Source organism: Kitasatospora sp. NPDC048296 (assembly GCF_043201815.1).
Classification (GTDB): domain Bacteria; phylum Actinomycetota; class Actinomycetes; order Streptomycetales; family Streptomycetaceae; genus Kitasatospora.
In genome coordinates this window covers 17,974-43,929 of sequence record NZ_JBICZB010000034.1, presented here as the reverse complement: position 1 = coordinate 43,929, position 25,956 = coordinate 17,974, and the positions used below count along the sequence as shown (strand labels likewise).

Sequence of the window (25,956 nt, the reverse complement as noted above, 5' to 3'; positions counted from 1 at the left end):
GATCCCCCCGGTCCACCACGCCCTCAGTCGCAATTAATAAGTCCTCTGAATTATCAATATTCGCCCCGAATTCGATCTTCGAAAGTGTGAAAGTCCTGTTCATTCCGTAACGAATCGAGCAGGGGGATAACGAAGCCTCTTCCCCTTATTGACGCATTCGCCCGGTGGGGCTTGAATCCCTCCCCTGCCGCACTGTTCGCGGCGCAGTACAGGAGGCACCACCGATCATGATCAGACCCATGCGTCTCGCGGCCACGGGCACGGCCGCCGCGTCGCTCGCGCTCACCCTCGCGGCCTGCGGCCAGACCGCGGCGCCCCAGACGCCGGCGGCCGGCGGAGGCAGCGAGGGCGTCGGTCTGCTACTTCCGGAGAGCACCTCCTCGACCCGCTACGACGCGTTCGACAAGCCGCTGATCACACAGACGGTGACCAGCCTCTGCACGAAGTGCACGATGAGCTACGCCAACGCGGGCGGCGACGCGACCGTCCAGAAGAAGCAGTTCGACGACATGCTCGCCAAGGGCGTGAAGGTCATCCTGCTCGACCCGGTCGACGCCAAGCTCACCGCCCCGTGGGTCGACGCCGCCAACGCCAAGGGCGTGAAGGTCGTCGCCTACGACCGGCTGGCCCAGGGCAAGGTCGCCGCGTACGTCTCCTTCGACAACCAGCAGACCGGTCAGCTCCAGGGCCAGTCCCTGCTCGACGCGCTCGGCTCGAAGGCCTCCTCGGCCAACGTCGTGATGATCAACGGCGCCGAGTCCGACCCCAACGCGGCGCAGTTCCAGGCGGGCGCGCACCTGGCGCTGGACGGCAGGGTCAAGAAGATCGCCTACGAGCAGTCCGGCGAGTGGAAGCCGGAGGTGGCCACGGCGAAGATGAACGAGGCCATCCAGAGCCTCGGGAAGGAGGGCATCCAGGCCGTCTACGCCGCGAACGACGGCATGGCCGCCGCGGTCATCGACGCCCTGAAGGCCGCAGGTATCAAGAACGTGCCGGTGGGCGGCCAGGACGCCTCCATCGACGCGGTCCGCCGGGTGCTCGCGGGCGAGCAGGCGTTCACCATCTACAAGCCGTACAAGCCCGAGACGGACGCGGCGGGCAGCATCGCCGTCCAGCTGGCCGAAGGCCTGGACATCAGCACCACCGCGACCGCGGTCACCGACAGCGGCGGGCTGCACATCCCCTCGCTGCTGCTCACCCCGATCGTGGTGACCAAGTCGAAGGTGGAGGCCACGGTCGTCGGCGGCGGGCTCTACAAGGCGTCCGACATCTGCACCCAGCAGTACGCGCAGGACTGCGCGGACGCCGGGGTCAAGTAGCCGAGGCCGTCAGGCACGTGAAGCCGTCAGGCACGTGAAAGGGCGCGCTCGCACCGGACCTCCGGTACGGGCGCGTCCTGCTGCGCCGGGGCTCAGGCGCTCGCCGTGTAGTCGTAGAAGCCGCGGCCGGACTTGCGGCCCAGCAGACCCGCGTCGACCATCCGGGACAGCAGCGGCGGAGCGGCGTACAGCGGCTCCTTGTACTCGTCGTACATCGACTCGGCGATCGAGACGATGGTGTCCAGGCCGATCAGGTCGCACAGCCGCAGCGGGCCCATCGGGTGGGCGCAGCCGGCCTCCATGCCCTTGTCGATGTCGGAGGCGGTGGCCACGCCCGACTCGAACATCCGCACCGCGGAGAGCAGGTACGGGACGAGCAGCGCGTTGACCACGAAGCCGGCCCGGTCACGGGCGCGGATCGGCTCCTTGCCGAGCGCCTGGGCGGCGAAGGCCTCCACCCGCTCGGTGGTGGTCGCCGAGGTGGTCAGGGTCGGGATGACCTCGACCAGCTTCTGCACCGGCGCCGGGTTGAAGAAGTGCAGGCCGATCACCTGCTCCGGGCGGGAGGTGACGGCGGCCAGCTTCACGATCGGGATCGAGGAGGTGTTGGACGCCAGGATCGCGTCGCGGCGCTCGATCACCCGGTCCAGGGTCTCGAAGATCTTGACCTTGATGTCCTCGCGCTCGGCGACGGCCTCGATCACCAGGTCGCGGTCCGCGAAGTCGGACAGGTCGATGGTGAAGGACAGCCGGGACATCGCCTCGTCCCGCTGCTCGGGGGTCAGCTTGCCGCGGTTGACCGCCGTCTCCAGGGAGTTGGTCAGCCGGGTGCGGCCGAACTCCAGCGCCTCACCGCTGGCCTCCGACACCAGGACGTCCAGCCCGGCCCGGGCGAAGACCTCGGCGATGCCCGACCCCATCAGGCCGCAGCCGACTACTCCGACGCGCGCGATGTCACTCACTCAGTTGCCCTTCGGTGGTGCTGGGGGTCGCCCAGCGAACTGCTGGTCAGCGGGTCGGTGTACCGGAATGGGTGCACCGGTCACCGCCCCGACGACGTTACTACTCCGTACCGGCCAGTAGGTCACCCCCTCCCCGGCACAGTGCCAGCGTTCACACATCCTCCGAACGAGTGAGGCCGAGCCGCTCGCGCGTGTGCCCGGGGCCGTCGTCGCCCGGCGGCCGACAGAATGCCGCAGGTCCGACAAAACGCCGCGGACGGGGGCCGGGGACGGGAAAGGAGCACGGGGTGCCGATGGGATCACTCGCAGGACAGGTCGCCCTGATCACCGGCGCGGGCCGGGGAATCGGCCGGGAGATCGCCATCGGCCTGGCCGCCGAGGGCATGGCCGTCGGCCTGGTCGGCCGCACCCACGACACGCTGACCGAGACCCTCAAGGAGTGCTTCAAACGCGGCTCCCGGGGCGTCGCGGTCACCGCCGACGTCTGCCGTCCGGGGTCGGTGCGCGAGGCCGTCCGGCTGGTCGAGCGCGACCTCGGACCGATCGACCTGCTGGTCAACAACGCCGGCCTGGTCGACCGCGCCGAGGTGCCGATCTGGGAGACCGATCCCAACCAGTGGTGGCAGGTGATCGAGACCAACCTGCGCGGCCCCTACAACCTGCTGCGCTGCGTGCTGCCCGGCATGGTGACCCGCCGCCGCGGGCGGGTGGTCAACCTCAACTCCGGCTTCGCGCTGCGCCCGGACGGCAACTACACCGCGTACGCCACCTCCAAGGGCGCGCTGCTCCAGCTCTCCGACAACATGGCGGACTCGCTGGCCCAGCACGACATCGTGGTCCTGGACATCAGCCCCGGCGCGGTGGCCACCGACATGACCGCCGCGATGCCGATGTTCCAGGACATGAAGGCCTGGGGCTCGATCCCGTACATGGTCGCGGTCACCGTGGACGCCGCCCGGGGCCGCTTCGACGGGTTGCACGGGCGGTTCATCCACGCCGGGCGGGACGACCTCTCGGAACTGGTCGAGCGGGCCGAGGAGATCCGCGGGACGGACGCCCGAACGCTGCGGCTGCGCCCGTACAAGGACGGCGACCCGATGGCCTGACCCCTGCCGTCCGTCAGGCGCAGAGCTGGCTGGCGGTGACGGGCTTGAGCCCCGCCTTGGCCAGGCCGTCCAGTATCGCCGGCAGCGCGTCGATGGTGCACTGGTGGCCCATGTGCAGGGCCACCACCGAGCCGCCGCGCACCGCGCCCAGCACCCGGCGCTGGAGTTCGGCGGCGGTCGGGTCGTTGTAGTCGCGCGGGTCGACGTCGAAGGACAGCACGTGCTCGTAGCCGACGGCCTTGGCCTGGTCGCGCACCATCTGGGTGGCGTACTGGGCGGCGGAGGGGCGGAACCAGCGGCCGATCGAGCCGGTCAGCTTCTGCAGCCGGTCGGCGCACTGGGCGATCTCGGCGCGGGCCTGATCCGGGGTCATCGCCGAGATGTTCAGGTGGTTCTGGGTGTGGTTGCCCAGCTCGTGCCCGCCGTCCAGGATCCGCCGGGCCATCTGTGGCTGCTGGTCCAGCCAGCTGCCGACCACCATCACGGTCAGCTTGGCGCCGCGCTGCTCGGCGGCCTCCAGCAGCGCGGTGGCGAGTTTGGGGTCGCCGCTGCCGTGGAAGGTGAGCGCCACGTTCTTGCCGGTGCGCGGCCCGTACACCACCTCGTACGGCGTGCCGGCCGCGAGCGGCGTCAGCGCGGGCGGGGTCGGCGGGGCGGAGCTCTGGGTGGCGGCCGCGGTCGGCTGGCCGGTGGGCTGCGGCTCGGCCGGGGTGGTCGGGGCGGGGGACTCCGGGCCCTCGCCGCCGGTCCAGGCCGGGTCGGTGGATTGCTGCGGGTCGACGGTTCCGGGGTGCGCGGCGAGCGTCCCGGTGTCGGCCCGGCGGGGCGTACCGCCGGCGCAACCGGTGAGGAGCCCGCCGGCGGCGGTCAGGGCGGCCAGCTGGGCGGCGGTGCGCAGTACGGTGCGGCGGTCGGCAGTCATCGGCAGCCAGCATAGAGAGGACGGCCCCGCCCGGCGATCCGCCACGGGTGTCCACCCACTCCCTTGACGTGCACACACTCCGTTCTACGGGTGTTGCGTAAACCTGAACTCCCGCTGTTTCCACGGTGTGTCGTTGGATACGATCACGGCGCGCCGCGTGTTACGGGGCAGTAGGTACATTCCGGCATTTCGCATTGGGGGCGGAAGATGATGCACGAGGACACCGCGGCCGTCGGCCACGGCACGAGCACCGACTGGGAGTGGGCCAGAGCCGATGACTGGCAGCCGCCGAGCGGGCTGGACACCGGCATACCGCACACCGCGCGGATGTACGACTACTACCTGGGCGGCAAGGACAACTTCGAGGCGGACCGCAAGGCCGCCCAGGCCGCGATAGCCGCCTACCCCGCGCTGCCGCTGCTGGCCCGCACCAACCGGCAGTTCCTCGGCCGGGCCGTCGAGTTCGTCGCGGGTCGGGGGGTCCGCCAGTTCGTCGACATCGGTACCGGCATCCCGGCCGTCGGCTCCACCAGCGAGGTCGCCCAGCGGGTCGCCCCGGACGCCCGGGTGGTGTACGTGGACAACGACCCGATCGTCGCCACCCACGCCCGCGCCCTGCTGTCCGGCCACCAGGCCGGGCACACCTCCGTCATCGAGGCCGACCTGCGCGACCCGGAGGCCATCCTCGGCCACCCCGCGCTGGCCGCCGCCGTCGACCTCTCCCAGCCGGTCGCGCTGATGCTGGTCGCCGTCCTGCACTTCATCCGCGACGAGGAGGGCGCGCAGCGGATCGTGCGCACCCTGCGCGACGCGCTCGCGCCGGGCAGCGCGCTGATCCTCTCCCACGGCAGCCCCGACTTCGCCTCCCGCGAGAGCGCCGCCGAGGGCGCCCGGATCTACAAGAGCGCCAGCGCCCCGCTCGTCCTGCGCCCGCGCTCCGGCGTCGAACCCTTCTTCGGCGACTTCGAGTTCGTCGGGCCCGGCCTCGTCCAACTCCCGCTCTGGCGCCCCACCGCCGGCCACGTCCGCACCACCGAGCTCCCCGACGGCTGGCAGGACGTCTCCGCCTACGCCGGCGTCGCCTTCAAGCAGTAGCCGCCGACCACCCGGCCCCGGCGCCTCCACCCTGCGCCGGGACCGGCCGTCGAAGACCACGTCGAGACACTGACAGTCCCTCGGATACGTCGGTACGTACCGGGAGAAATTGACACGACGTGGCACTGCGTGCGGTGTTCACTTCCGCGACATGGAACCGTTCCTGTGGACTCATCGGGAGTGATCCCGATGAGCCGCGCGCCCCGAACGGTCTTGGGCGCACTGGTCCCCGGCGTACTCAACCCCGATAGGCGACACGCATCGCGTACGTGGTCCGTCCCGGGAGGCCGGTTCCCTCACGACCTGGCCAAGTGGGTCCGGCCAGAGGCGACGGGGAGGTCCCAGGCCATCTCGCTGGTGGCAAGGGAGCCCCGCACGCTGGCACCGAACCCGGCGTCCCAGATCGCGCAACGGACGCTACGCGAGGATGCCGCCACCGCGCGGGCCGCCAACCAGATGTCACTCAAACGAGCTAATGCACACCCCTGCGCACTACAGCACGAGCAGCTCGGAACCTCTGAGTGACTCCGGGATCCGCGCGTCCTTCGTCAACTGCTCCAAGGGCGAAGCCCGTCGGCTCAACCTGCCCAGGGTGCTCATCGACACAGCGGCGTAGGACCTCTACCGTCCGCGCAGCCCGTCCAGCTCGCGCCGGTCCCGCTTGGTCGGGCGGCCGGCGCCGCGGTCGCGCTCGAAGACCGGGGCGACGAGCTCGCGCGGCGGTCGCGGCGGACTGTTGTCGATCAGGCACTCCGCCGCGACCGAGGCGCCGACCCGCTTGCGGATCAGCTTGCGCACCACGACGACCCGCTCGTACCCCTCCTCGCGGACCCGCACCTCGTCCCCGGGTTTGAGGGTCTGGGCCGGCTTGGCCCGCTCGCCGTTCACCCGAACGTGCCCGGCCTTGCAAGCGGCGGCCGCCAGCGATCGCGTCTTGGCCAGCCGAACCGACCAGATCCAGGCGTCCACCCGCACGCTTCCCTCGTCTTCAGCCACCCCACGAGCCTACCCAAGGCCCGCCCCAGGCCCGCCCGAGGCCTAGGCGGCCGAAGGCGCCTCCTGGACGGCCCAGCCGTTGCCGTCCGGGTCGTTGAAGAACACGAAGTTGTTCCAGGCCTCGCCGTGCCCGTCCATCCGCGAGCCCGCCACGAAGTGCTGGACCGGGCTGACCGCCACGCCGCGCGCCGCGAGCTCCGCGTGCGCCCTCTCGATGTCCGGCACCACCAGTTGGAGGCCCTTCACCGAGCCGGGCGCCGAATCGATCACCCCCGTCCCCACCACGATCGAGCAGGGCGATCCCGGAGGAGTCAGCTGGACCACCCGGACACCGTCCCGCAGCCAGGTGTCGTGGTCGACGGTGAAGCCGGCCTGCTCCTCGTAGAAGACCTTCGCGCGGTCCACGTCCGCCACCGGAACCACCACGACCTCGAGCTTCCAGTCCATCGCCCTCACCTCTCTCGGCCGGGCTCTTCCAGTATCCGTCCGCTCGGATCCCATAAAAACTGTTCCCCGCCAGGTGTCCGATAGCCTGAGAACACGATGAATCCGCAGACCGCGCCCGCCGCCACCCCGCCGGCCACCCCGCTGGCCACCTCGTGGGGCACCTTCGACCTCACCCGCTTCCCGGCGGACCCGCGCGAGCGGCTGCGGGCCTGGGACGCCGCCGACGAGTACCTGCTGCGCCACCTCGCCGGCGAGGCGGACAGTGCCGCCGGCACCCCGACCGAGCTGGCCGGCCGCCGGATCGCCGTCCTCGGCGACCGCTGGGGCGCGCTGACCACCGCGCTCGCGCCGTACGAACCGGTCCAGATCACCGAGTCCCACCTCGGCGGGCAGGCGACCCGGGAGAACCTCGCCCGGGCCGGCGTCGCCGTCGACGAGGCCCGGCTGCTGACCACCCGGGACACCCCGCCGGAGCGGATCGACGTGCTGCTGGTGCGCGTCCCCAAGAGCCTGGCCCTGCTGGAGGACCAGCTGCACCGGCTCGCCCCGGCGATCCACCCCGGCACGGTCGTGGTCGGCACCGGCATGGTCACCGAGATCCACACCTCGACCCTGCAGCTCTTCGAGAAGATCCTCGGTCCGACCCGCACCTCGCTCGCGGTCCGCAAGGCCCGGCTGATCTTCTGCACCCCCGACCCGGCGCTCGACCCCGGCGCCAGTCCGTGGCCGCACCGCTACGCGCTGCCGCCGGACGTCGGCCCCGCCTCCGGCCGTACGGTGGTCAACCACGCCGGCACCTTCTGTGCCGAGCGGCTCGACATCGGCACCCGCTTCTTCCTGGCCCACCTGCCGACCCCCGCCGCCGGGGACCGGGTGGTCGACCTCGGCTGCGGCAACGGCGTGGTCGGTACGGCCGCCGCGCTGGCCGGGCCGGACGCGGAGCTGGTGTTCGTGGACGAGTCCCACCAGGCGGTGGCCTCGGCCGAGCAGACCTTCCGCACCAACCTGGGCCCGGACGCCGCAGCCGAGTTCCTCGCCGCCGACGCGCTCGCCCCGGAGCTGTTCGCCCCCGGCTCGGTGGACCTGGTGCTCAACAACCCGCCGTTCCACTCCCACCAGGCCACCACCGACGCCACCGCCTGGCGGATGTTCACCGGCTCCCGGCGGGCGCTCAAGCCCGGCGGCGAGCTCTGGGTGGTCGGCAACCGCCACCTCGGCTACCACGTCAAGCTGCGCAAGCTCTTCGGCAACTGCCAACTCGTCGCCGGGAACCCCAAGTTCGTGGTGCTGCGGGCCGTCAAGCGGTAACCCGCCCGGCAGTTCAACAGTGCTGCTCCGCTTCGGAAGCCGGGGTGGCACCCGTCGCTCCCGCCTCGCGACCGGCACTGCGGTCCCCGCGCCCAGCCTTGCATGACTTTTCCTCCGCGCGTATATTCATGCCACGACTAAGGAGGAACGCCATGGCATTGCGAGTCGCCGTCGCCGGCGCGAGCGGGTACGCGGGCGGCGAGGTGCTGCGCCTGCTGCTCGGCCACCCGGAGGTGGAGATCGGGGCCCTGACCGGCGGCTCGAACGCGGGCACCCGCCTGGGCGCGCTGCAGCCGCACCTGATCCCGCTGGCCGACCGCATCCTCGAACCCACCACCCCCGAGGTGCTGGCCGACCACGACGTGGTGTTCCTGGCGCTGCCGCACGGCCAGTCCGCCGCCGTCGCCGAGGCGCTCGGCCAGAACGTCCTGGTGGTCGACTGCGGCGCCGACTTCCGGCTCAAGGCCGCCGCCGACTGGGAGCAGTTCTACGGCTCCGCGCACGCCGGCACCTGGCCCTACGGCCTGCCCGAACTCCCCGGCCACCGCGCCGCGTTGAAGGGCAGCAACCGGATCGCGGTACCGGGCTGCTACCCGACGGCGGTCTCCCTGGCGCTCTTCCCCGCCTACGCGGCCGGGCTCGCCGAGTCGGAGGCCGTCGTGGTCGCCGCCTCCGGCACCTCCGGCGCCGGCAAGGCCGCCAAGCCCCACCTGCTGGGCAGCGAGGTCATGGGCAGCGTCAGCCCGTACGGCGTCGGCGGCGTGCACCGGCACACCCCGGAGATGGTGCAGAACCTCACTCCGTTGGCGGGCGAGCCGGTCACCGTCTCCTTCACCCCCACCCTCGTCCCGATGCCGCGCGGCATCCTCGCCACCTGCTCGGCCAAGGCCAAGCCGGGCGTGAGCGCCGAGAGCCTGCGCGCCGCCTACGCCGAGGCGTTCGCGGACGAGCCGTTCGTCCACCTGCTGCCCGAAGGGCAGTGGCCGCAGACCAGCAGCGTCTACGGCGCCAACACCGCCCTGGTCCAGGTCGCCCTGGACCCGACTGCCGGGCGGATCATCGCGATCAGCGCGATCGACAACCTGGTCAAGGGCACCGCGGGCGGCGCGGTGCAGAGCATGAACATCGCCCTCGGACTGCCCGAGGAGCTGGGCCTTCCCGTGAACGGAGTCGCACCGTGACCACTCAGAACACCGGCGTGACCGCCGCCAAGGGCTTCCGGGCCGCCGGGGTCACCGCGGGCATCAAGGCCTCCGGCACCCCGGACCTCGCGCTGGTGGTCAACGACGGCCCCTCGCTCGCGGCGGCCGGCGTCTTCACCGCCAACCGGGTCAAGGCCGCGCCGGTGCTCTGGTCCGAGCAGGTCCTCAAGGGCGGCCAGGTCTCCGCGGTCGTCCTCAACTCCGGTGGCGCCAACGCCTGCACCGGCCCGCTCGGCTTCCAGGACACCCACGCCACCGCGGAGAAGGCGGCCGAGGAGCTGGGTCTCAACGCGGGCGAGGTCGCCGTCGCCTCCACCGGCCTGATCGGCGTCCGGCTGCCGATGGACGTCCTGCTGCCCGGCGTCACCCTGGCCGCCGCGGAGCTCAGCGAGACCGGCGGCGAGGCCGCCGCGATCGCCATCAAGACCACCGACACCGTGCACAAGACCGCCCAGGTCACCAGCCCGGCCGGCTGGACGGTCGGCGGCATGGCCAAGGGCGCGGGCATGCTCGCCCCGAGCCTGGCCACCATGCTGGTCGTCCTCACCACCGACGCCGACCTGGACGCCGCCGCCCTGGACGCCGCGCTGCGCGGCGCCACCCGCACCACCTTCGACCGGATCGACTCCGACGGCTGCATGTCGACCAACGACACCGTGCTGCTGCTCGCCTCCGGCGCCACCGGCATCACCCCGGACCAGGCCGAGTTCGCCGAGGCCGTCCGCGCGGTCAGCGCCGACCTGGCCCGCCAGCTGATCGGCGACGCCGAGGGCGCCGGCAAGGACATCCGGATCGACGTCACCGGCGCCGCCACCGAGGACGAGGCCGTCGACGTCGCCCGGACGATCAGCCGCAACAACCTGCTCAAGTGCGCCGTCCACGGCGAGGACCCCAACTGGGGCCGGGTGCTGGCCGCGATCGGCACCACCTCCGCCGCCTTCGACCCGAACCGGCTCGACGTGGCCATCAACGGCGTCTGGGTCTGCAAGGACGGCGGCGTGGGCGAGGACCGCGACCTGGTGGACATGAAGGGCCGCGAGGTCGTCATCACCGCGAACCTCAACGCCGGTACGGCGAGCGCCTCGCTGTGGACCAACGACCTCACCGCCGACTACGTCCACGAGAACAGCGCCTACTCCAGCTGACACCTGATCGGACGAGGAACCGAGACCCGTGCAGATCGCACCCAAGGGCGAACAGGCCCGCAACAACAACGCGTTGCCCAAGGCCATGACGCTGATCGAGGCGCTGCCGTGGCTGGAGCGCTTCCACGGCAAGACCGTCGTGATCAAGTTCGGCGGCAACGCCATGGTGGACCACAGCCTCAAGGCGGCCTTCGCCCAGGACGTCGTCTTCCTCCGCTACGCCGGACTCCACCCCGTCGTGGTGCACGGCGGTGGCCCACAGATCAGCGCCCAACTCGACAAGCTCGGGCTGGAGTCCAGCTTCACCAACGGCCTGCGCGTGACCACCCCCGAGACCATGGACGTGGTCCGGATGGTGCTGGCCGGCCAGGTGCAGCGGGAGCTCGTCGGCCTGCTCAACGAGCACGGCCCGTTCGCCGTCGGCATGACCGGCGAGGACGCCCACACCATGACCGCGGTCAAGCGCTACGCGGTGGTGGACGGCGAGCAGGTCGACATCGGCCTGGTCGGGGACATCGTCAACATCGAGGCCGGCGCGGTGAAGGCGCTGATCACCGACGGCCGGATCCCGGTCATCTCCTCGATCGCCCGCGGCGCCGACGGCCACGTCTACAACATCAACGCGGACACCGCCGCCTCCGCCCTCGCGGTCGCGCTCGGCGCCGAGATGCTGGTGGTGCTCACCGACGTCGAGGGCCTCTACAAGGACTGGCCGCACTCCGACGACGTGATCAGCCAGCTCAACGCGAGCGAGCTGGAGGATCTGCTGCCGGGCCTGGCCAGCGGCATGGTCCCCAAGATGGAGGGCTGCCTGCGCGCCGTCCGCTCCGGCGTGGGCACCGCCCGCGTGCTGGACGGCCGGGTCCCGCACAGCCTGCTGCTGGAGATCTTCACCGACGAGGGCATCGGCACGATGGTCGTGCCGGACGACGAACCGACCGTGACCGGGGGACTGGCATGACGCACAACGAGCAACTCACCGGCCGGTGGCAGCACACCTTCACCGACAACTACGGCACCCCCCGCATCCCGCTGGTGCGCGGCGAGGGCGTCAAGCTCTGGGACGCCGACGGCAAGGAGTACACCGACCTGCTCGGCGGCATCGCCGTCAACGCCCTCGGCACCGCCCACCCGGCCGTGGTCGAGGCGGTCAGCAAGCAGATCGCCACTCTCGGCCACGTCTCCAACCTCTTCATGGCCGAGCCGACCATCGCTCTCGCCGAGCGGTTGCTGGAGCTGGACGGCCGGGAGGGCGGCCGGGTGTTCTTCTGCAACTCCGGCGCCGAGGCCAACGAGGCGGCCTTCAAGATCAGCCGGCGCACCGGCCGCACCCATCTGGTCGCCCTCCAGGGCGGCTTCCACGGCCGGACCATGGGCGCCCTCGCGCTCACCGGCCAGCCCGCCAAGCAGGACCCGTTCCGCCCGCTGCCCGGCGACGTCACCCACGTCCCGTTCGGCGACGTCGAGGCGCTGCGCGCGGCCGTCACCACCGAGACCGCCGCCGTCTTCCTGGAGCCGATCCAGGGCGAGAACGGCGCCGTCCCGCTGCCCGAGGGCTACCTCAGGGCCGCCCGCGAGATCACCCGGGCCACCGGCACCCTGCTCGTCCTGGACGAGATCCAGACCGGCATCGGCCGCACCGGCCACTGGTTCGCCCACCAGGCCGAGGAGGGCATCGAGCCGGACGTGGTCACCCTGGCCAAGGCGCTCGGCGGCGGCCTGCCGATGGGCGCGGTGCTGGCCTTCGGCGAGGCGGCCGAGCTGCTCACCCCGGGCCAGCACGGCACCACCTTCGGCGGCAACCCGGTGGCCGCCGCGGCCGGGCTCGCGGTGCTGGACACGATCGAGTCCCAGGGCCTGCTGGAGCACGTCCGCAAGATCGGCGAGCGGCTGCGGCACGGCGTCGAGGCGATCGGCGACCCGCTGGTCTCGCACGTGCGCGGGGCCGGACTGCTGCTCGGCATCGTGCTCACCCGGCCGGTCTCGGCCAAGGTCCAGGCCGCCGCACAGGAGGCGGGCTTCCTGGTCAACGCGGCCGTCCCGGACGCAGTACGGCTGGCGCCGCCGCTGGTGCTGACCGAGCAGGAGGCGGACGCCTTCCTGGCCGCGCTGCCCGGCATCCTCCGGATGGTGCGCGAGAGCGCCCCGGCCGATGCGAGCTGACCGTCGTCCGGGAGAATAATCACATGACCGATTCCCGCTCCGGCCCCTCCGCCGCCGGCCCGACGCCGCAGGTCCCGCAGACCCGCACCGCGCGCCACCGGCGGATCGTGGACCTGCTCACCCGCCAGCCCGTGCGTTCGCAGAGCCAGCTCGCCAAGCTGCTCGCCGACGACGGACTCGTGGTCACCCAGGCCACCCTCTCCCGGGACCTGGACGAGCTGGGCGCGGTCAAGATCCGCAACCGGGACGGCGCGCTGATCTACGCCGTCCCGGCCGAGGGCGGCGACCGTACGCCGCGTGCGCCGATGGGGGAGTCGGCCAGCGAGGGCCGGATGGCCCGGCTGGCCGGCGAGCTGATGGTCTCCGCGACCGCCTCCGGAAACCTGGTCGTGCTGCGCACCCCGCCCGGGGCCGCGCAGTTCCTGGCCTCGGCGATCGACCAGGCCGAGGTGTTCGAGATCATCGGCACCATCGCCGGTGACGACACCGTGCTGCTGATCAGCCGGGATCCGTCCGGCGGCCAGGCGCTCGCCGACCACCTCATGCAGCTCGCCCAGGCCAAGGCCCAGTAACACCACGACGCCCCGAAACCCCGGTACTCGGACCAGCTCCGGCCGGGGTTTTGTGTTTCATGCGGCATCGTGCATACTTATGCCACCTACTGCACATGTGTGCACCACTGCAGCCGTGTAAGGAGCCACCGCGATGACCGCCCAGCAGTCCTCCGACGTCCGCCTCTGGGGCGCGCGCTTCGCCGACGGCCCGTCCGAGGCGCTGGCCAGGCTCTCCGCCTCGGTCCACTTCGACTGGCGCCTCGCCCCGTACGACATCGCCGGCTCCAAGGCCCACGCCCGGGTGCTGCACAAGGCCGGACTGCTCTCCGAGTCGGAACTCGCCGCCATGCTGGCCGGCCTCGACCAGCTGCTCACCGACGTCCAGGCCGGCACCTTCACCGGCACCGTCGCCGACGAGGACGTCCACACCGCCCTGGAGCGTGGTCTGCTGGAGCGCCTCGGCGCCGACCTCGGCGGCAAGCTGCGGGCCGGGCGCTCGCGCAACGACCAGATCGCCACCCTGTTCCGGATGTACCTGCGGGACCACGCCAAGACCATCGGCGGCCTGCTGCTCGACCTCCAGCACGCCCTGGTCGGCCTCGCCGAGGCGCACCCCGACACCGCGATGCCGGGCCGCACCCACCTGCAGCACGCCCAGCCCGTCCTCTTCGCCCACCACGTCCTCGCGCACGTGCAGGCCCTCGGCCGGGACGCCGAGCGGCTGCGCCAGTGGGATGCCCGCACCGCCGTCTCCCCGTACGGCTCCGGCGCGCTGGCCGGCTCCTCGCTCGGCCTCGACCCGCAGGCCGTCGCCGCGGACCTCGGCTTCGAGGGCGGCTCCGTCGGCAACTCCATCGACGGCACCGCCTCGCGCGACTTCGTCGCCGAGTTCGCCTTCGTGACCGCGATGATCGGCGTCAACCTCTCCCGGATCGCGGAGGAGGTGATCATCTGGAACACCAAGGAGTTCGGCTTCATCACGCTGCACGACGCCTTCTCCACCGGCTCTTCGATCATGCCGCAGAAGAAGAACCCGGACATCGCCGAGCTGGCCCGCGGCAAGTCCGGCCGGCTGATCGGCAACCTGACCGGCCTGCTGGCCACCCTCAAGGCGCTGCCGCTCGCCTACAACCGGGACCTCCAGGAGGACAAGGAGCCGGTCTTCGACTCCTGCGACACCCTGGAGGTGCTGCTGCCCGCGTTCACCGGGATGATGGCCACCCTCACCGTGCACCGGGAGCGGCTGGAGGAGCTGGCCCCGGCCGGCTTCTCGCTCGCCACCGACATCGCCGAGTGGCTGGTCAAGCAGGGCGTGCCGTTCCGGGTCGCGCACGAGGTGGCCGGAGCCTGCGTCAAGGTCTGCGAGGCCCGGGGCATCGAGCTGTCCGACCTGACCGACGAGCAGTTCGCCGCGATCTCCGCGCACCTGACCCCCGAGGTCCGCTCGGTGCTCAGCGTCCACGGCGCCATCGCCGCCCGCAACGGGCGCGGCGGCACCGCCCCCTCGGCCGTCGCGGTCCAGCTCGCCGAGGTGAAGGCGGACCTGGCGCGGCAGCAGGAGTGGGCCGAGGGCTGACCGTCGGTCAGCGGGGGAGGGGCGCGGCGGTCCGACCGGCGCGCCCCTCCCGCGTACGTGCCCCGGTCCGGGCGTAACCGCGCCCGCCCGGGCCCGTCATGCACGGTGTGTGCACAGCCCTTCCGCCCGTCCCCTCGGCCGAGGACGTCTTCCTCGCCGAACGCCGCCGCCACGTGGTCCGCGAGGCCGTCGCCGCCCTGCCCGGCCGCTGCCCCCAACTGGTCGCCGCCCTCGCCGAGGACCCACCGCCGACCTACCGCGAACTCTCCGAGCGCCTCGGCATGCCCCGCGGCTCCATCGGCCCCACCCGCTCCCGCTGCCTGGCCTGCCTCCGGCTGCTGCTCCATGCGGAGCGTTATCTCTGAGTGATCGCGGCGGCTCCCCGTACCGCCCTCCCGCCTCACCCCGCCGCCTTCCACGCCCCCGCCCGCCCGGGCGTGACACTCGCCACTGTCTGCCCCTCCGAAGATTGAGGGGAGCTGACACCCGGGTAGAGCGCTGGCGAACGTCACTCTTGACGGTGGTGCGATCCCTCGGATACTGAGCGTGAGCGCGCCACCCTCTGCGCGCCGGGCACGACGACTGGGGAGGCCCCTCCACATGGGCATGAGTGTGATCATCTCGGCCGCGGCGGCCGAAGATGCCGAGCAGATCCTCAAGCTCCAGTACCTGGGCTACCAGCCCGAGGCGGAGCTGTACGGCGACTGGGCGATCGAGCCCCTGACACAGACCCTGGAGAGCCTGCGCGCCGAGCTGGCCGAGCAGCACGTCCTGGTCGCCCGGCTGGGCGACGAGGTGGTGGGCGCCGTCCGCGGCCACGTCGACGCCGAGGGCATCGGCCGGATAGGGCTCCTGGTGGTCCATCCCCGGATGCAACGGCACGGCCTGGGTGGGCGGCTCCTGGACGCCCTGGAGCGCAGCCTCGCCGACGACGGCCGTCCGGTGACCGCCTACCACCTGTTCACCGGCCACCGCAGCCTCGGCAACCTGCGCCTGTACGCCCGCCAGGGCTACCGGCAGACCGCCGTCGAGCAGGTCAGCAGCCGGCTGAGCTTCGTGCACCTGGAGAAGCCGGTCGCGACCCCGCTCGCCGCGACCGCCTGAGCCCCCGCCCGTACGGGCCGCTCCTCGGCGCCGCCACCATCCGGACCGGAAGGTGGCGGCGCCGAGTCGCATCTGCGCTGGTCACGGCTACACGTGTCCGTAATGCGGACAGCTGTGCAGAATAATTGGGCGCAATTCGGCTGATCTGTTTTACTGGCTCACATGACTGCGACGACGAACTGGACCCCCACCGGCACGCTGCCGGCAGGTGAGCGTGCCATGTGCCGTCGAATGTGTCACTGCTGAGGGCCACCGCCCCCGGGCACCCCGCTGAGGGTGCCTCCCCCTCGCGCCCCGAAGCGAGACTCCGGCGCCGCTCCCGTCCGTGCGAGCGCGCCTTCCTCCCGGAACCCCTCCCTTTGGCGTGCCCGCCCACCCGCGGCCGCCGATGACTCGTAAGGGCCACGCCGTCGCGCGGCCCGGCCGTCCAGCGGCCACGATCAAGGGGTGGCAGGTCCGGATCCCCCTGGCGAGGCGTCGTGGGACACCGCCGACCGCAACCCCGGTCGGGCGGTCGACACCGGCGCCCGCCCCGACCCACGGAAGCAGCTGTGATCACCACCACGGACCTCACGAAGGTCTACCGCTCCCGAGGCCGCGAGGTGACCGCCCTCGCCGGCGTCGACCTGCACGTCCGCCCGGGCGAGGTCTACGGGGTCGTCGGCACCAGCGGTGCCGGCAAGTCCACCCTCATCCGCTGCGTGAACATGCTGGAACGCCCGAGCTCCGGCACCGTCACCGTGGACGGGGTCGAGCTGACCGCGCTGTCCGGCGGCGAGAACCGGGCCGGCCGGGAGCTGCGCGAGGCGCGCCGCCGGATCGGCATGGTCTTCCAGCACTTCAACCTGCTGTCCTCGCGGACGGTCCAGCAGAACGTCGAACTCCCGCTGGAGATCATCGGCCTGGACCGCACCCAGCGTCGCCGCAAGGCCGCCGAGCTGCTCGACCTGGTCGGCCTCGGCGACAAGGCCCGCAGCTACCCCAACCAGCTGTCCGGTGGCCAGAAGCAGCGCGTCGGCATCGCCCGCGCCCTGGCCGGCGACCCCAAGGTGCTGCTCTCCGACGAGGCCACCTCGGCGCTCGACCCGGAGACCACCCGCTCGATCCTCAAGCTGCTGCGCGACCTCAACCAGCAGCTGGGCCTGACGGTCCTGCTGATCACCCACGAGATGGACGTCATCAAGACCGTCTGCGACTCCGCCGCCCTGATGCGCGGCGGCCGGGTGGTCGAGTCCGGCGAGCTCACCGACCTGCTGGCCGATCCCGGCTCGGAGCTGGCCCGCGAGCTGTTCCCGCTCAGCGAGTTCGGCACCGGGCAGCCCGGCTCCACCGTGCTGGAGATCACCTTCCAGGGCGACTCCTCGGGCCAGCCGTTCGTCTCCCAGCTCGCCCGCACCTACCAGATCGACATCAACATCCTCGGCGCCGCCGTCGAGACCATCGCCGGCCGGATGGTCGGCCGGATGCGGGTCGAGCTGCCCGGCGCCCACCAGGACAACGTGGTGCCGATCGGCTACCTGCGCGAGCAGGGCCTGCAGGTGGACGTGATCGGCGCGGGGAACGGAGCGGTGGCATGACCTGGGACCAGATGTGGGCCCTGATGGGGCCCGCCACACAGGAGACCTTCCAGATGGTCGGGGTGTCCGCGGCGGTCACCGTGCTGCTCGGCCTGCCGCTGGGCGTGCTGCTGGTGCTCACCGACAAGGGCGGCCTGCTCGCCAACCGGGCCGTCAACAAGGCCATCGGCTTCGTGGTGAACATCGCCCGCTCGGTGCCGTTCATCATCCTGATGATCGCGCTGATCTCCTTCACCCGCTGGCTGGTCGGCACCTCCATCGGCTGGCAGGCCGCGACCGTGCCGCTCACCATCGGCGCCATCCCGTTCTTCGCCCGCCTGGTCGAGACCTCCGTCCGTGAGGTCGACCGCGGCCTGATCGAGGCGGTCCAGTCGATGGGCGCCAGCACCTGGACGATCGTGCGCAAGACCCTGCTGCCCGAGGCACTGCCCGGCATCGTGGCCTCGGTCACCACCACGGTCATCACCCTGATCAGCTACTCCGCGATGGCCGGCACGGTCGGCGGCGGCGGCCTCGGCACCCTCGCCGTCAACTACGGCTACCAGCGCTTCGAGACGGCCTTCATGTGGGTCATCGTGGCCGAGCTGGTGATCCTCGTCACCGCCGTCCAGCTGATCGGCGACTTCGCCGTCCAGCGCCTCGCCCACCGCGGCCGCACCGGCGGCCGGACCCGGCTGCTCGGCCGCACCCCGACGACTCCCGACAAGGACCTCGTCGCCTCCTAGACCTCCCTCGTCCGACTCCGGACGCGGCTCCCAGGAACACGCAGAAAGGCACTTTTCGTGCGCAACGCCCTGAAGTTCACCAGTGTCCTCGCCACCGCCGGCCTCGCTCTCTCACTGGCCGCCTGCGGCAGCTCCGGGTCCTCCTCCTCGGACCCGAACGCGCCGCTGAAGGTCGTCGCGAGCCCCACCCCGCACGGGCAGATCCTCAAGTACGTCAAGGACAACCTCGCGGAGAAGGCGGGCCTCAAGCTCGACATCAAGGAGGTCACCGACTACGTGACCCCCAACACGGCGGTGCAGGACGGTTCGGCCGACGCCAACTACTTCCAGCACGTCCCGTACCTGGAGGACTTCAACAAGAAGCACGGCACCGACATCGTCTCGGTCGAGACCGTGCACCTGGAGCCGCTGGGCCTCTACTCCAAGAAGGTCAAGGCGATCACCGACCTGCCGGACGGCGCCACCATCGGCCTGCCCAACGACGCCACCAACGAGGGCCGCGCGCTCAAGCTGCTCGCCGACAACAAGCTGATCACCCTCAAGGACGGCGTCAGCACCACCGCCACCCCGGCCGACGTGACGGGCAACCCGAAGAACCTCAAGTGGAAGGAGCTGGAGGCCGCCCAGCTGCCCCGCTCGGTCTCCGACCTCGACGCCGCCGTCATCAACGGCAACTACGCGATCGACTCCGGCCTGAAGCCGGCCACCGACGCGCTGGTGCTGGAGAAGGCCGAGGGCAACCCGTACGCCAACATCCTCGCCGTCAAGAAGGGCAAGGAGAACGACCCGCGGGTCAAGAAGCTCGCCGAGCTGCTGCACTCCGACGAGGTCAAGAAGTACATCAACGACACCTTCCAGGGCTCGGTCATCCCGGCCTTCTGATCGTCATACGGTCATACCTTGTCACGTTCAACCGGGCCCCCGCCGCACCTCGGCGGGGGCCCGGTCGGGCAGTATGCACCAGGGACACCACGGGAGACCGGGTTCTGACGTACCGTCGTGCGGCGGCGCACCGCGTGGTACCCGGGGCGCGACGGAGGCGTACGGTGTTGTGTTCACGACCCGGCGAGGAGAGACGGCATGGCAGCGAGCTTCCCCGAGACCGCCATCAGCACCGAACGGCTGCTGCTGCGTCCCCTTGCGGAGGACGACGCCCCGGGCCTGGCCACCATGATGGCCGACGACCTCGTCCTGGCCTGGACGGATCTCCCGCACCCCTTCACCGAGCAGTACGCGGCCGAGCTCGCCCGCACCGTCGCCCCCGTCCACCGGGCGGACGGCCGCGGCATAGTCTTCGCCGTCACCGAGCACCTGACCCAGCGCCTGGTCGGCCTGGTCGAGCTGCGCAACACCGACTGGCGGCTGCGCAGCACCGAGATCTCCTACGTCACTGCCGTCTGGGCCCGCGGTGAGGGCTACGCCCCGGAGGCCGTGCTCGGCGTCGCCCAGTGGTTGTTCGAGGACCGCGGCTTCCTGCGCCTGGAGATGCGCACCGCCGCTGGGAACACCGCCGCCCAGCAGGTCGCCCAGAAGATCGGCGGCATCAGCGAGGGCGTGCTGCGCAGCGCCTGGATAGTGCGGGGCGAGTCCGGCGAGGTCGTGGAAGAGAGCCGCAGTGACCTGATCCTGTGGAGCCTGCTCCCGGAGGACCTGGAGTCGCCCGACCTGCGCCGGGACGGCTGGCACGGCGACCACCGCTACGTGCTGCGCGACTGATCCACCGCCCGTCGCCGCCGTGACGGCACCCGGCCACCTGATCGGCACGGACATGTGTACGAGATGTCGGCCCCCGAGGGATCACACCCGGTAGCCTCTGCACCGGTGCCGCACAGTCGGCGCGACGAGCCGCGCACGAGTCGAGGGAGAACGGCCGCAGATGGCTGACCGGATCACGGTCATCGGGTGGGACGGAACGCCGCTGACCGAGGCCGCCGGTGCGGCCCTCGCCGCGGCGACCCTGGTGGCCGGCGCCCCCTACCAACTGGGCGCCCTCCCGGTGCCGGACGCCGCCGAGCGGATCACCCTCGGCAACATCCAGCAGGCCGCCAAGCGGATCGCCGAGCACCGCGGCGCCGCCGTCGTGGTCGCCGAGGGCGACCCGGGCTTCTTCGGCGTGGTGCGCACCCTGCGCCGCCCCGAGTACGGCCTCGAACTCGAAGTCCTGCCCGCCGTCTCCTCCGTCGCCGCCGCCTTCGCGCGGGCCGGGATGCCCTGGGAGGACGCCCAGGTGGTCAGCGCCCACGGCGGCCGGCTGCGCCGCGCGGCCAACATCTGCCGGGCCCACCCCAAGGTCGCGGTGCTCACCGCGCCGGGCGCGGGCCCGAGCGAACTCGCCCTGATGCTGCGCGGGGTGCACCGGACCTTCGTGGTCTGCGAGGCCCTCGGCACCCCGGAGGAGGACGTCGCCGTCCTGACCTCCGACCGGATCGCCGACCATGTCTGGCGCGACCCCAACGTGGTGCTGGTGATCGGCGGCACCGCCCAGCCCGGGGCGGTGGGCGAGGCGGCCGGCTGGCTGGCCGGGCGCCCGGTCGGCTACCCCGGCGCGGAACGCGGCTGGGCGCTCCCCGTCGACGCCTATGCGGGCGCCGGGCGCACGGAGGATGAAACGGGCGCGTCGGGAGCACTCCCCGCGCACGTCCGCGCGCTGGTGCTGGCCCGTCTGGGTGCACGGCCCGGGGACCTGGTCTGGTCGGTCGGCGCCGGCAGCGGCGCCCTCGCGGTGGAGGCGGCCCGGTTCGGCGCCGCCGTGGTCGCCGTGGAGGCCTCCCGCTCGGCCTGCGCCCGGCTCGCCGTCAACGCCCGCCGGTACGGCGTCGAAGTGGAGACGGTGCACGGCCGGGGCCCCGAGGTGCTGGGCGGGCTGCCGGAGCCGGACGCCGCGGTGGTGGAGTCCGGCGGCCTCGACGTGGTGCGCGCCGTGCTGGCCCGCAAGCCCGAGCGCTTCGTCGCGCTGGCCCGCACCTTCGCCGAGGCGGAGGAGATCCGCCGGGCCATCGCCGAGGCGGGCTACCGGGCGGACGGGGCGCTCCTGCAGTCCACCCCGCTGCGGCCCGCGGGCGAGGGCGGCGGCCTGGAGCTCGGGACGGGCGCGAGCGGTGCGCTGCTGCTCTGGGGTGAGCAGATCGTTTGAACCCTCCCCCAGTTGAAGCAGGGGGATTCCTGGCTCACTCTGCCTGACACCTAGCAGGTGGCGGGGCTTACGAGATCAACACCAGCCGGGTTGGAACCAGCCCGGTTTGGCAGTGCAGGCAAAGGAGCTGCTGTGCTGGCTTGGTTCTCGCTCAGCACATCGGGGATCGTACCGCCTTCGGGTGGGCGACGGTTCGTGGTGACGGTGAATCGTCGGTTCCTGGAGGCGTTCGGTGAAGGCCTCGGGTGAGTGCCGGGACCGCCGCGCGGGCTCGGCGGTGATCCAGGTCGCATCCGGACACTGATTCGGGAGGTCGCCGCGCCGGGCCGGTAGTGTGGCGTCCCAGGCGGCTGCAGCCGTCGGCGACCCGCCTGATTCGGTCGGTTTGTCACCTTTTTGGCGTGGTGCAATCCGGTTCCGCTCGGAGTGTGGGCAATTCGACGGGCCGTGTGCCGGACCTGGAGAATGCCGTAGGGTCCGGTGCGGTCGTGCCGGTTGCTCCGGGTTGTCGTTGTTTCAGATGGTGCGCCGTCCTCACGGGCGGGGCCCGGGCCGGGGTGCCGCAGCGCGCCGGAAGGACTTTGGCCGCAGCGCTTCGGCGCGGCGGCCGCGTGTGGTTGAGGGGCGGGTCGGTGCAGGCCCGGCCCGTGCGGATGGGCGCTGCGGTCGGTGATCGCGTCGCCAAGGGGCGCGGCAGCGGCCTGGAAGGAGCTTTGACAATGACCGATGGCGGCCACGTCCCGGGCGAGGGACTGCCGGAGCACCTGCACGCCGGGCCGGACCCGCTCGGCGGACCGGAGGGCGTCGCGGGCGTTGCACCCCTGCAGGGCGTCGTGACGGACGGCGGAATGATCCCCAACCCGGCGGCCCCGGTCGGCGGCCTGCCCGGCGCGGTGCCCCTCGGCGCCGGCGTCATCCCGCCGCAGGCCCAGCCCGAGTACACCGTGCCCGGCATGCCGTCCCAGGCTGTCCAGGGCGAGGGCTGGACCGTCGACCAGGGTGCCGCGCGCCCGGCCTTTCACTTCGTCGACCAGCCGGACGGGCTGGACGACGAGGACGACGTGCTGCTGATGCCCGGTCCGCAGGGCTCCTGGGGCGCCGAGCAGGCGCCGTTCGCGCCGCAGCCGGACGGCACCCCGGTCGAGCCGTCCTGGCCGCCGGTGGACCCGCCGGTGCTCGGCGCCGAGCACGCCCAGCAGCAGCCCGTCCTGGGCGGCCCGGCGCAGCCGCAGGCCCAGCAGCCCGTGACGCAGGCTCAGCCGCCGCGCCGCCCGCTGCACGCCGGCCCGCCGATTCCGGACCCGTCGCTGATGACCGGCCAGGTGCCGGTTCGCTCGCTGGCCGACCGTGGCCCGTCGCAGGGCGGTACGCCCGCGCACGGCATCCCGGTCGTCGGCCGCCCGCCGATGGGCGAGGCCGTCGCGCCGGTTCCGGGTGTCCCGCCGCAGGGCGTGCCGCAGGCCGTGCCGATGGCGCCCGCCGCGCCGATGCCTCCGGCCGCTTCCACGGTCGAGGCCGTGCCGGAGGTTCAGCAGGCGCCGCAGGGCCAGGGCTTCCAGCAGGTGCTGCTGCCCGGGCAGCCGATCGAGGGCCTGATGACCCTCGAGACGATCGGGGCGATCGAGGTGGTCGAGGTCGTCGGGACTCCGGAGGCCGTCCAGGCCGTACCGGCGCCCGAGGCGGCCCAGGTGGTGGCGGCCGCGGAGGCCGCGCAGGCCCGGGCCGCCGTGGTCGAGCCGGTTCCGGCGGAGGGCTTCTCCCAGCCGGTGGCCGAGGCCGTCGCGGTCGAGTCCGCCGCCGTCGAGACCGTCCTCGTCGAGGCCGCCGCTGAGGCGATCGCCGTCGAGAGCGCCGCCGTCGAGGCCGTTGCTGTCGAGACCGTTGCCGTTGAGGTCGTTGCCGCCGAGGGCGGCGCCGAGGCCGTCGCGACCGCCGAGCAGGCGGAGGCCGCCGCTCCGGCCGGTCAGCCGCGCCGGATCTCCGCCTTCCTCGCCGCGCCGACCCCGCACGGCCTGCCCAAGGTCGAGGCCGTCCAGCAGGCCCCGGTGGCCGAGGAGGCGGCGCAGCAGCAGCCCGCTCCCATAGCGGCCGCCGACGCACCGCAGGCCGTCGAGGTGGTCCAGGAAGCCCCGGCGGACCAGGAGGCCGAGCAGGGCGCCGAGGCCGCGCCGCAGGCCGTCGTCGAGCCGGTCGCCGAGCCGGTCGCCGAGACCGCCGTCGGCACCGGTGAGATGCCCTCCGGCCAGGCCGTCGAGCAGACCACCGAGCAGCCGGCCGAGCAGCCCGCCGCCGAGGGCGAGCAGCCGCAGCCGGAGGCCGCCCAGGCCGGGCAGCCGGCCGAGGCCCCGGCCGAGCCGGTCGCCGAGCAGACGGAGCAGGCCGTCGAGGCCGCCGCTGAGCCCGCTGCCGAGCAGGCCGCCGCTGAGCCCGCTGCCGAGCAGGCCGTCGCTGAGCAGGCCGTCGAGCAGCCCACCGAGGCGCAGGCCCCGCAGGCTGCCGAAGCCGTCGCGCCGGAGGCCGAGCAGCAGTCCGCCGCCGATGCCGCGGAGCCCGCCGAGCAGCCGGTCGCCGAGCAGGCGGCCGAGCCGTCCGCCGAGGCCCCGGCCACTGAGCAGCCGCAGGCCGAGCCGGTCGCGGAGCAGGCCGAGCAGAGCGAGCAGCCCGCCGAAGCCGTCACGCCCGAGACCGCCCAGGAGGAGGCCCCCGCCGCCGAGGAGCAGCCCGCCGCTGACGCCCCGGCCGCCGAGGAGCCCCAGCCCGAGCCGGTCGCGGAGCAGGCCGAGCAGAGCGAGCAGCCCGCCGAAGCCGTCACGCCCGACGCCGCCCAGGAGGAGGCCCCGGCCGCCGAGCCCGCCGAGCCGCGCGGCCCGGCCGCCCCCGGTTACGACGAGTCCGGCCGCGACGCCGTCCACCAGGTGATCCGCGAGCGCCGCGACATCCGCAACGGCTTCCGCCCGGACCCGATCCCGCACGAGGTGCTGATCCGCGTCCTGGAGGCCGCCCACACCGCGCCCAGCGTCGGCTACTCGCAGCCCTGGGACTTCGTGGTCATCCGCTCGGCCAAGACCCGGCGGCGGATGCACGCCCTGGCCGAGCGCCAGCGCGAGGCGTACGCGGACTCGCTGCCCAAGGGCCGTGCCAAGCAGTTCCGCGAGATCAAGATCGAGGCCATCCTCGACACCCCGGTCAACATCGTGGTCACCGCCGACCGCACCCGCGGCGGCCGGCACACCCTGGGCCGGCACACCCAGCCGCAGATGGCCCCGTACTCGGCCGCCCTGGCCGTCGAGAACCTCTGGCTGGCCGCCCGCGCCGAGGGCCTGGGCGTCGGCTGGGTGAGCTTCTTCGACGACGAGGAGCTGGTCCGCGAGCTCGGTCTGCCCGAGCACCTGGAGGTCGTCGCCTACCTGTGCGTCGGCTTCGTCGACTCGTTCCCGGACGAGCCCGAGCTGGAGCAGCAGGGCTGGGCCAAGAAGCGCCCGCTGTCCTGGGTGGTCCACGAGGAGCAGTACGGCAACCGGGCGCTGCCCGGCGAGGAGCCGCAGAGCCTGCTGGCCGACACGCTGCGCGGCATCCGCCCGCTGGACGCCAAGGCGCTCGGCGAGGCCTGGGACCGGCAGAAGCGGATGACCAAGCCGGCCGGCTCGCTCGGCATGCTGGAGATCATCTCCGCCCAGCTGTGCGGCCTGTCCCGCAAGTGCCCGCCGCCGATCCCGGAGCCCGCCTGCGTGGCGATCTTCGCGGGCGACCACGGCGTGCACGCCCAGGGCGTCAGCCCCTGGCCGCAGGAGGTGACCGCCCAGATGGTCGGCAACTTCCTGGCCGGGGGAGCGGTGATCAACTCCTTCGCCAAGCAGATCGGCACCGAGGTCTGCGTGGTGGACGTCGGCGTGGCCGCCGAGCTGCCGGACGCCGTCCAGCAGGGCCGCGCCACCGGCCTGCTGCCGCGCAAGGTCCGTCCCGGCACCGGCGACATGACCCAGGGCCCGGCGATGACCCGCGAGGAGGCTCTGAAGGCGATCGAGGTCGGCATCGAGACCGCCCGCGACCTGGTCGCGGCGGGCAACAAGGCGCTGGTCACCGGCGACATGGGCATCGCCAACACCACCGCCTCGGCCGCCCTGATCTCGGTGTTCACCGGCCTGGACCCGGCCGAGGTCACCGGCCGCGGCACCGGCATCGACGACCACACCCACGCGCACAAGGTCGAGGTCATCCGCGCCGCGCTGGCCCTGCACCAGCCCGACCCGAACGACCCGATCGGCGTTCTCGCCGCCGTCGGCGGCCTGGAGCACGCGGCCATCGCCGGCTTCCTGCTGGGTGCCGCCTCGCTGCGCACCCCGGTGGTGCTGGACGGAGTCATCGCAGGTTCGGCGGCACTGGTCGCCAAGGCGATCGCCCCCGAGGTACTGGCCGCCTGCATCGCCGGCCACCGCTCCGCCGAGCCCGGCCACCAGGCCGCGCTGGCGAAGCTGGGCCTGCGTCCGCTGATCGACCTCGACCTGCGGCTCGGCGAGGGCACCGGTGCCCTGCTGGCCCTGCCGCTGGTGCAGAGTGCGGCCCGCGCGATGCACGATGTAGCCACCTTCGACTCCGCCGGGGTCACCGAGAAGGCCTGACGC

Annotated in this window: 22 protein-coding genes and 1 pseudogene; 19 read left to right on the top strand and 4 right to left on the bottom strand. The window is 72.5% G+C overall.

From position 1 onward, the window contains the following. Window positions 1–239: 239 nt before the first annotated feature. A complete protein-coding gene (locus tag ACGF12_RS21045) occupies window positions 240–1,319 on the top strand; it encodes a sugar ABC transporter substrate-binding protein (protein WP_393031974.1) in 1,080 nt (359 codons plus the stop codon). Window positions 1,320–1,411: 92 nt separating this feature from the next. Here the strand turns inward: ACGF12_RS21045 and ACGF12_RS21040 are convergent, their stop codons facing one another. Next, window positions 1,412–2,281 (bottom strand): 3-hydroxybutyryl-CoA dehydrogenase, encoded by an 870-nt coding sequence (locus ACGF12_RS21040; RefSeq protein WP_393031972.1) that lies wholly within the window; start codon window positions 2,279–2,281, stop codon window positions 1,412–1,414. Window positions 2,282–2,574: 293 nt separating this feature from the next. Between ACGF12_RS21040 and ACGF12_RS21035 the strand changes: the two genes are divergently transcribed. After that, window positions 2,575–3,387, top strand: coding sequence for an SDR family NAD(P)-dependent oxidoreductase (locus ACGF12_RS21035; protein WP_393031970.1), 813 nt, complete (start codon window positions 2,575–2,577; stop codon window positions 3,385–3,387). Window positions 3,388–3,400: 13 nt separating this feature from the next. Here the strand turns inward: ACGF12_RS21035 and ACGF12_RS21030 are convergent, their stop codons facing one another. Then, a complete protein-coding gene (locus ACGF12_RS21030; RefSeq protein ID WP_393031968.1) occupies window positions 3,401–4,309 on the bottom strand; it encodes a polysaccharide deacetylase family protein in 909 nt (302 codons plus the stop codon). A 207-nt stretch (window positions 4,310–4,516) separates the two neighbouring features. Between ACGF12_RS21030 and ACGF12_RS21025 the strand changes: the two genes are divergently transcribed. Together ACGF12_RS21025 and ACGF12_RS21020 are read left to right on the top strand one after the other, a co-directional pair. Beyond that, window positions 4,517–5,404, top strand: a complete 888-nt coding sequence (locus ACGF12_RS21025; protein ID WP_393031966.1) for an SAM-dependent methyltransferase — start codon at window positions 4,517–4,519, stop codon at window positions 5,402–5,404. 475 nt (window positions 5,405–5,879) lie between these two features. After that, window positions 5,880–6,008, top strand: a pseudogene (locus ACGF12_RS21020) (FBP domain-containing protein); the annotation flags it as partial. Between the two features lie 17 nt (window positions 6,009–6,025). On the opposite strand, the gene ACGF12_RS21015 reads toward ACGF12_RS21020, so the two are convergent. Both ACGF12_RS21015 and ACGF12_RS21010 read right to left on the bottom strand, forming a co-directional pair. After that, window positions 6,026–6,400, bottom strand: a complete 375-nt coding sequence (locus ACGF12_RS21015; RefSeq protein WP_393031964.1) for an RNA-binding S4 domain-containing protein — start codon at window positions 6,398–6,400, stop codon at window positions 6,026–6,028. A 42-nt stretch (window positions 6,401–6,442) separates the two neighbouring features. Then, entirely contained in the window at window positions 6,443–6,847 is a 405-nt protein-coding gene (locus tag ACGF12_RS21010) for a VOC family protein (RefSeq protein WP_387627901.1), read from the bottom strand. A gap of 96 nt (window positions 6,848–6,943) precedes the next feature. Between ACGF12_RS21010 and ACGF12_RS21005 the strand changes: the two genes are divergently transcribed. The 15 genes from ACGF12_RS21005 (at window position 6,944) to cobT (ending at window position 25,953) form a co-directional block, all read left to right on the top strand. Then, window positions 6,944–8,155 carry a methyltransferase gene (locus tag ACGF12_RS21005; RefSeq protein WP_393031961.1) on the top strand — a complete coding sequence of 404 codons (1,212 nt, stop codon included), beginning with the start codon at window positions 6,944–6,946 and terminating at the stop codon, window positions 8,153–8,155. Between the two features lie 152 nt (window positions 8,156–8,307). After that, window positions 8,308–9,336: an N-acetyl-gamma-glutamyl-phosphate reductase gene (gene argC, locus ACGF12_RS21000; protein ID WP_387627896.1), complete on the top strand. Its 1,029-nt coding sequence runs from the start codon at window positions 8,308–8,310 to the stop codon at window positions 9,334–9,336. 17 nt (window positions 9,337–9,353) lie between these two features. Beyond that, window positions 9,354–10,502, top strand: coding sequence for a bifunctional glutamate N-acetyltransferase/amino-acid acetyltransferase ArgJ (gene argJ, locus ACGF12_RS20995; RefSeq protein WP_393032076.1), 1,149 nt, complete (start codon window positions 9,354–9,356; stop codon window positions 10,500–10,502). Between the two features lie 85 nt (window positions 10,503–10,587). Continuing rightward, the gene (argB, locus tag ACGF12_RS20990) at window positions 10,588–11,463 is read left to right on the top strand and encodes an acetylglutamate kinase (protein ID WP_393032073.1); all 876 of its coding nucleotides are present in this window, start codon (window positions 10,588–10,590) and stop codon (window positions 11,461–11,463) included. Further along, window positions 11,460–12,665, top strand: coding sequence for an acetylornithine transaminase (locus ACGF12_RS20985; RefSeq protein ID WP_393031958.1), 1,206 nt, complete (start codon window positions 11,460–11,462; stop codon window positions 12,663–12,665). The genes argB and ACGF12_RS20985 overlap by 4 nt, the downstream gene beginning before the upstream one ends. A 23-nt stretch (window positions 12,666–12,688) precedes the next feature. Further along, window positions 12,689–13,237 carry an arginine repressor gene (locus tag ACGF12_RS20980; protein ID WP_387627893.1) on the top strand — a complete coding sequence of 183 codons (549 nt, stop codon included), beginning with the start codon at window positions 12,689–12,691 and terminating at the stop codon, window positions 13,235–13,237. Between the two features lie 133 nt (window positions 13,238–13,370). Continuing rightward, window positions 13,371–14,795, top strand: a complete 1,425-nt coding sequence (gene argH, locus ACGF12_RS20975) for an argininosuccinate lyase (RefSeq protein WP_393031953.1) — start codon at window positions 13,371–13,373, stop codon at window positions 14,793–14,795. Between the two features lie 107 nt (window positions 14,796–14,902). Next, window positions 14,903–15,160: a hypothetical protein gene (locus ACGF12_RS20970; RefSeq protein WP_393031950.1), complete on the top strand. Its 258-nt coding sequence runs from the start codon at window positions 14,903–14,905 to the stop codon at window positions 15,158–15,160. A gap of 235 nt (window positions 15,161–15,395) precedes the next feature. Further along, on the top strand, window positions 15,396–15,899 hold the full coding sequence (locus tag ACGF12_RS20965) for a GNAT family N-acetyltransferase (protein ID WP_393031947.1): 504 nt from the start codon (window positions 15,396–15,398) through the stop codon (window positions 15,897–15,899). A 551-nt stretch (window positions 15,900–16,450) separates the two neighbouring features. Further along, complete coding sequence (locus ACGF12_RS20960) at window positions 16,451–17,476, top strand: methionine ABC transporter ATP-binding protein (protein ID WP_393031944.1); 1,026 nt, start codon at window positions 16,451–16,453, stop codon at window positions 17,474–17,476. Beyond that, window positions 17,473–18,201 (top strand): methionine ABC transporter permease, encoded by a 729-nt coding sequence (locus ACGF12_RS20955; RefSeq protein ID WP_393031941.1) that lies wholly within the window; start codon window positions 17,473–17,475, stop codon window positions 18,199–18,201. The genes ACGF12_RS20960 and ACGF12_RS20955 overlap by 4 nt, the downstream gene beginning before the upstream one ends. 57 nt (window positions 18,202–18,258) lie before the next feature. After that, on the top strand, window positions 18,259–19,083 hold the full coding sequence (locus ACGF12_RS20950) for a MetQ/NlpA family ABC transporter substrate-binding protein (RefSeq protein ID WP_393031936.1): 825 nt from the start codon (window positions 18,259–18,261) through the stop codon (window positions 19,081–19,083). Between the two features lie 198 nt (window positions 19,084–19,281). After that, a complete protein-coding gene (locus ACGF12_RS20945; protein WP_393031933.1) occupies window positions 19,282–19,917 on the top strand; it encodes a GNAT family N-acetyltransferase in 636 nt (211 codons plus the stop codon). 160 nt (window positions 19,918–20,077) lie between these two features. Continuing rightward, window positions 20,078–21,334, top strand: a complete 1,257-nt coding sequence (gene cbiE / locus ACGF12_RS20940; protein WP_393031930.1) for a precorrin-6y C5,15-methyltransferase (decarboxylating) subunit CbiE — start codon at window positions 20,078–20,080, stop codon at window positions 21,332–21,334. Between the two features lie 719 nt (window positions 21,335–22,053). Then, the gene (gene cobT / locus ACGF12_RS20935) at window positions 22,054–25,953 is read left to right on the top strand and encodes a nicotinate-nucleotide--dimethylbenzimidazole phosphoribosyltransferase (RefSeq protein WP_393031927.1); all 3,900 of its coding nucleotides are present in this window, start codon (window positions 22,054–22,056) and stop codon (window positions 25,951–25,953) included. Window positions 25,954–25,956 lie beyond the last annotated feature (3 nt).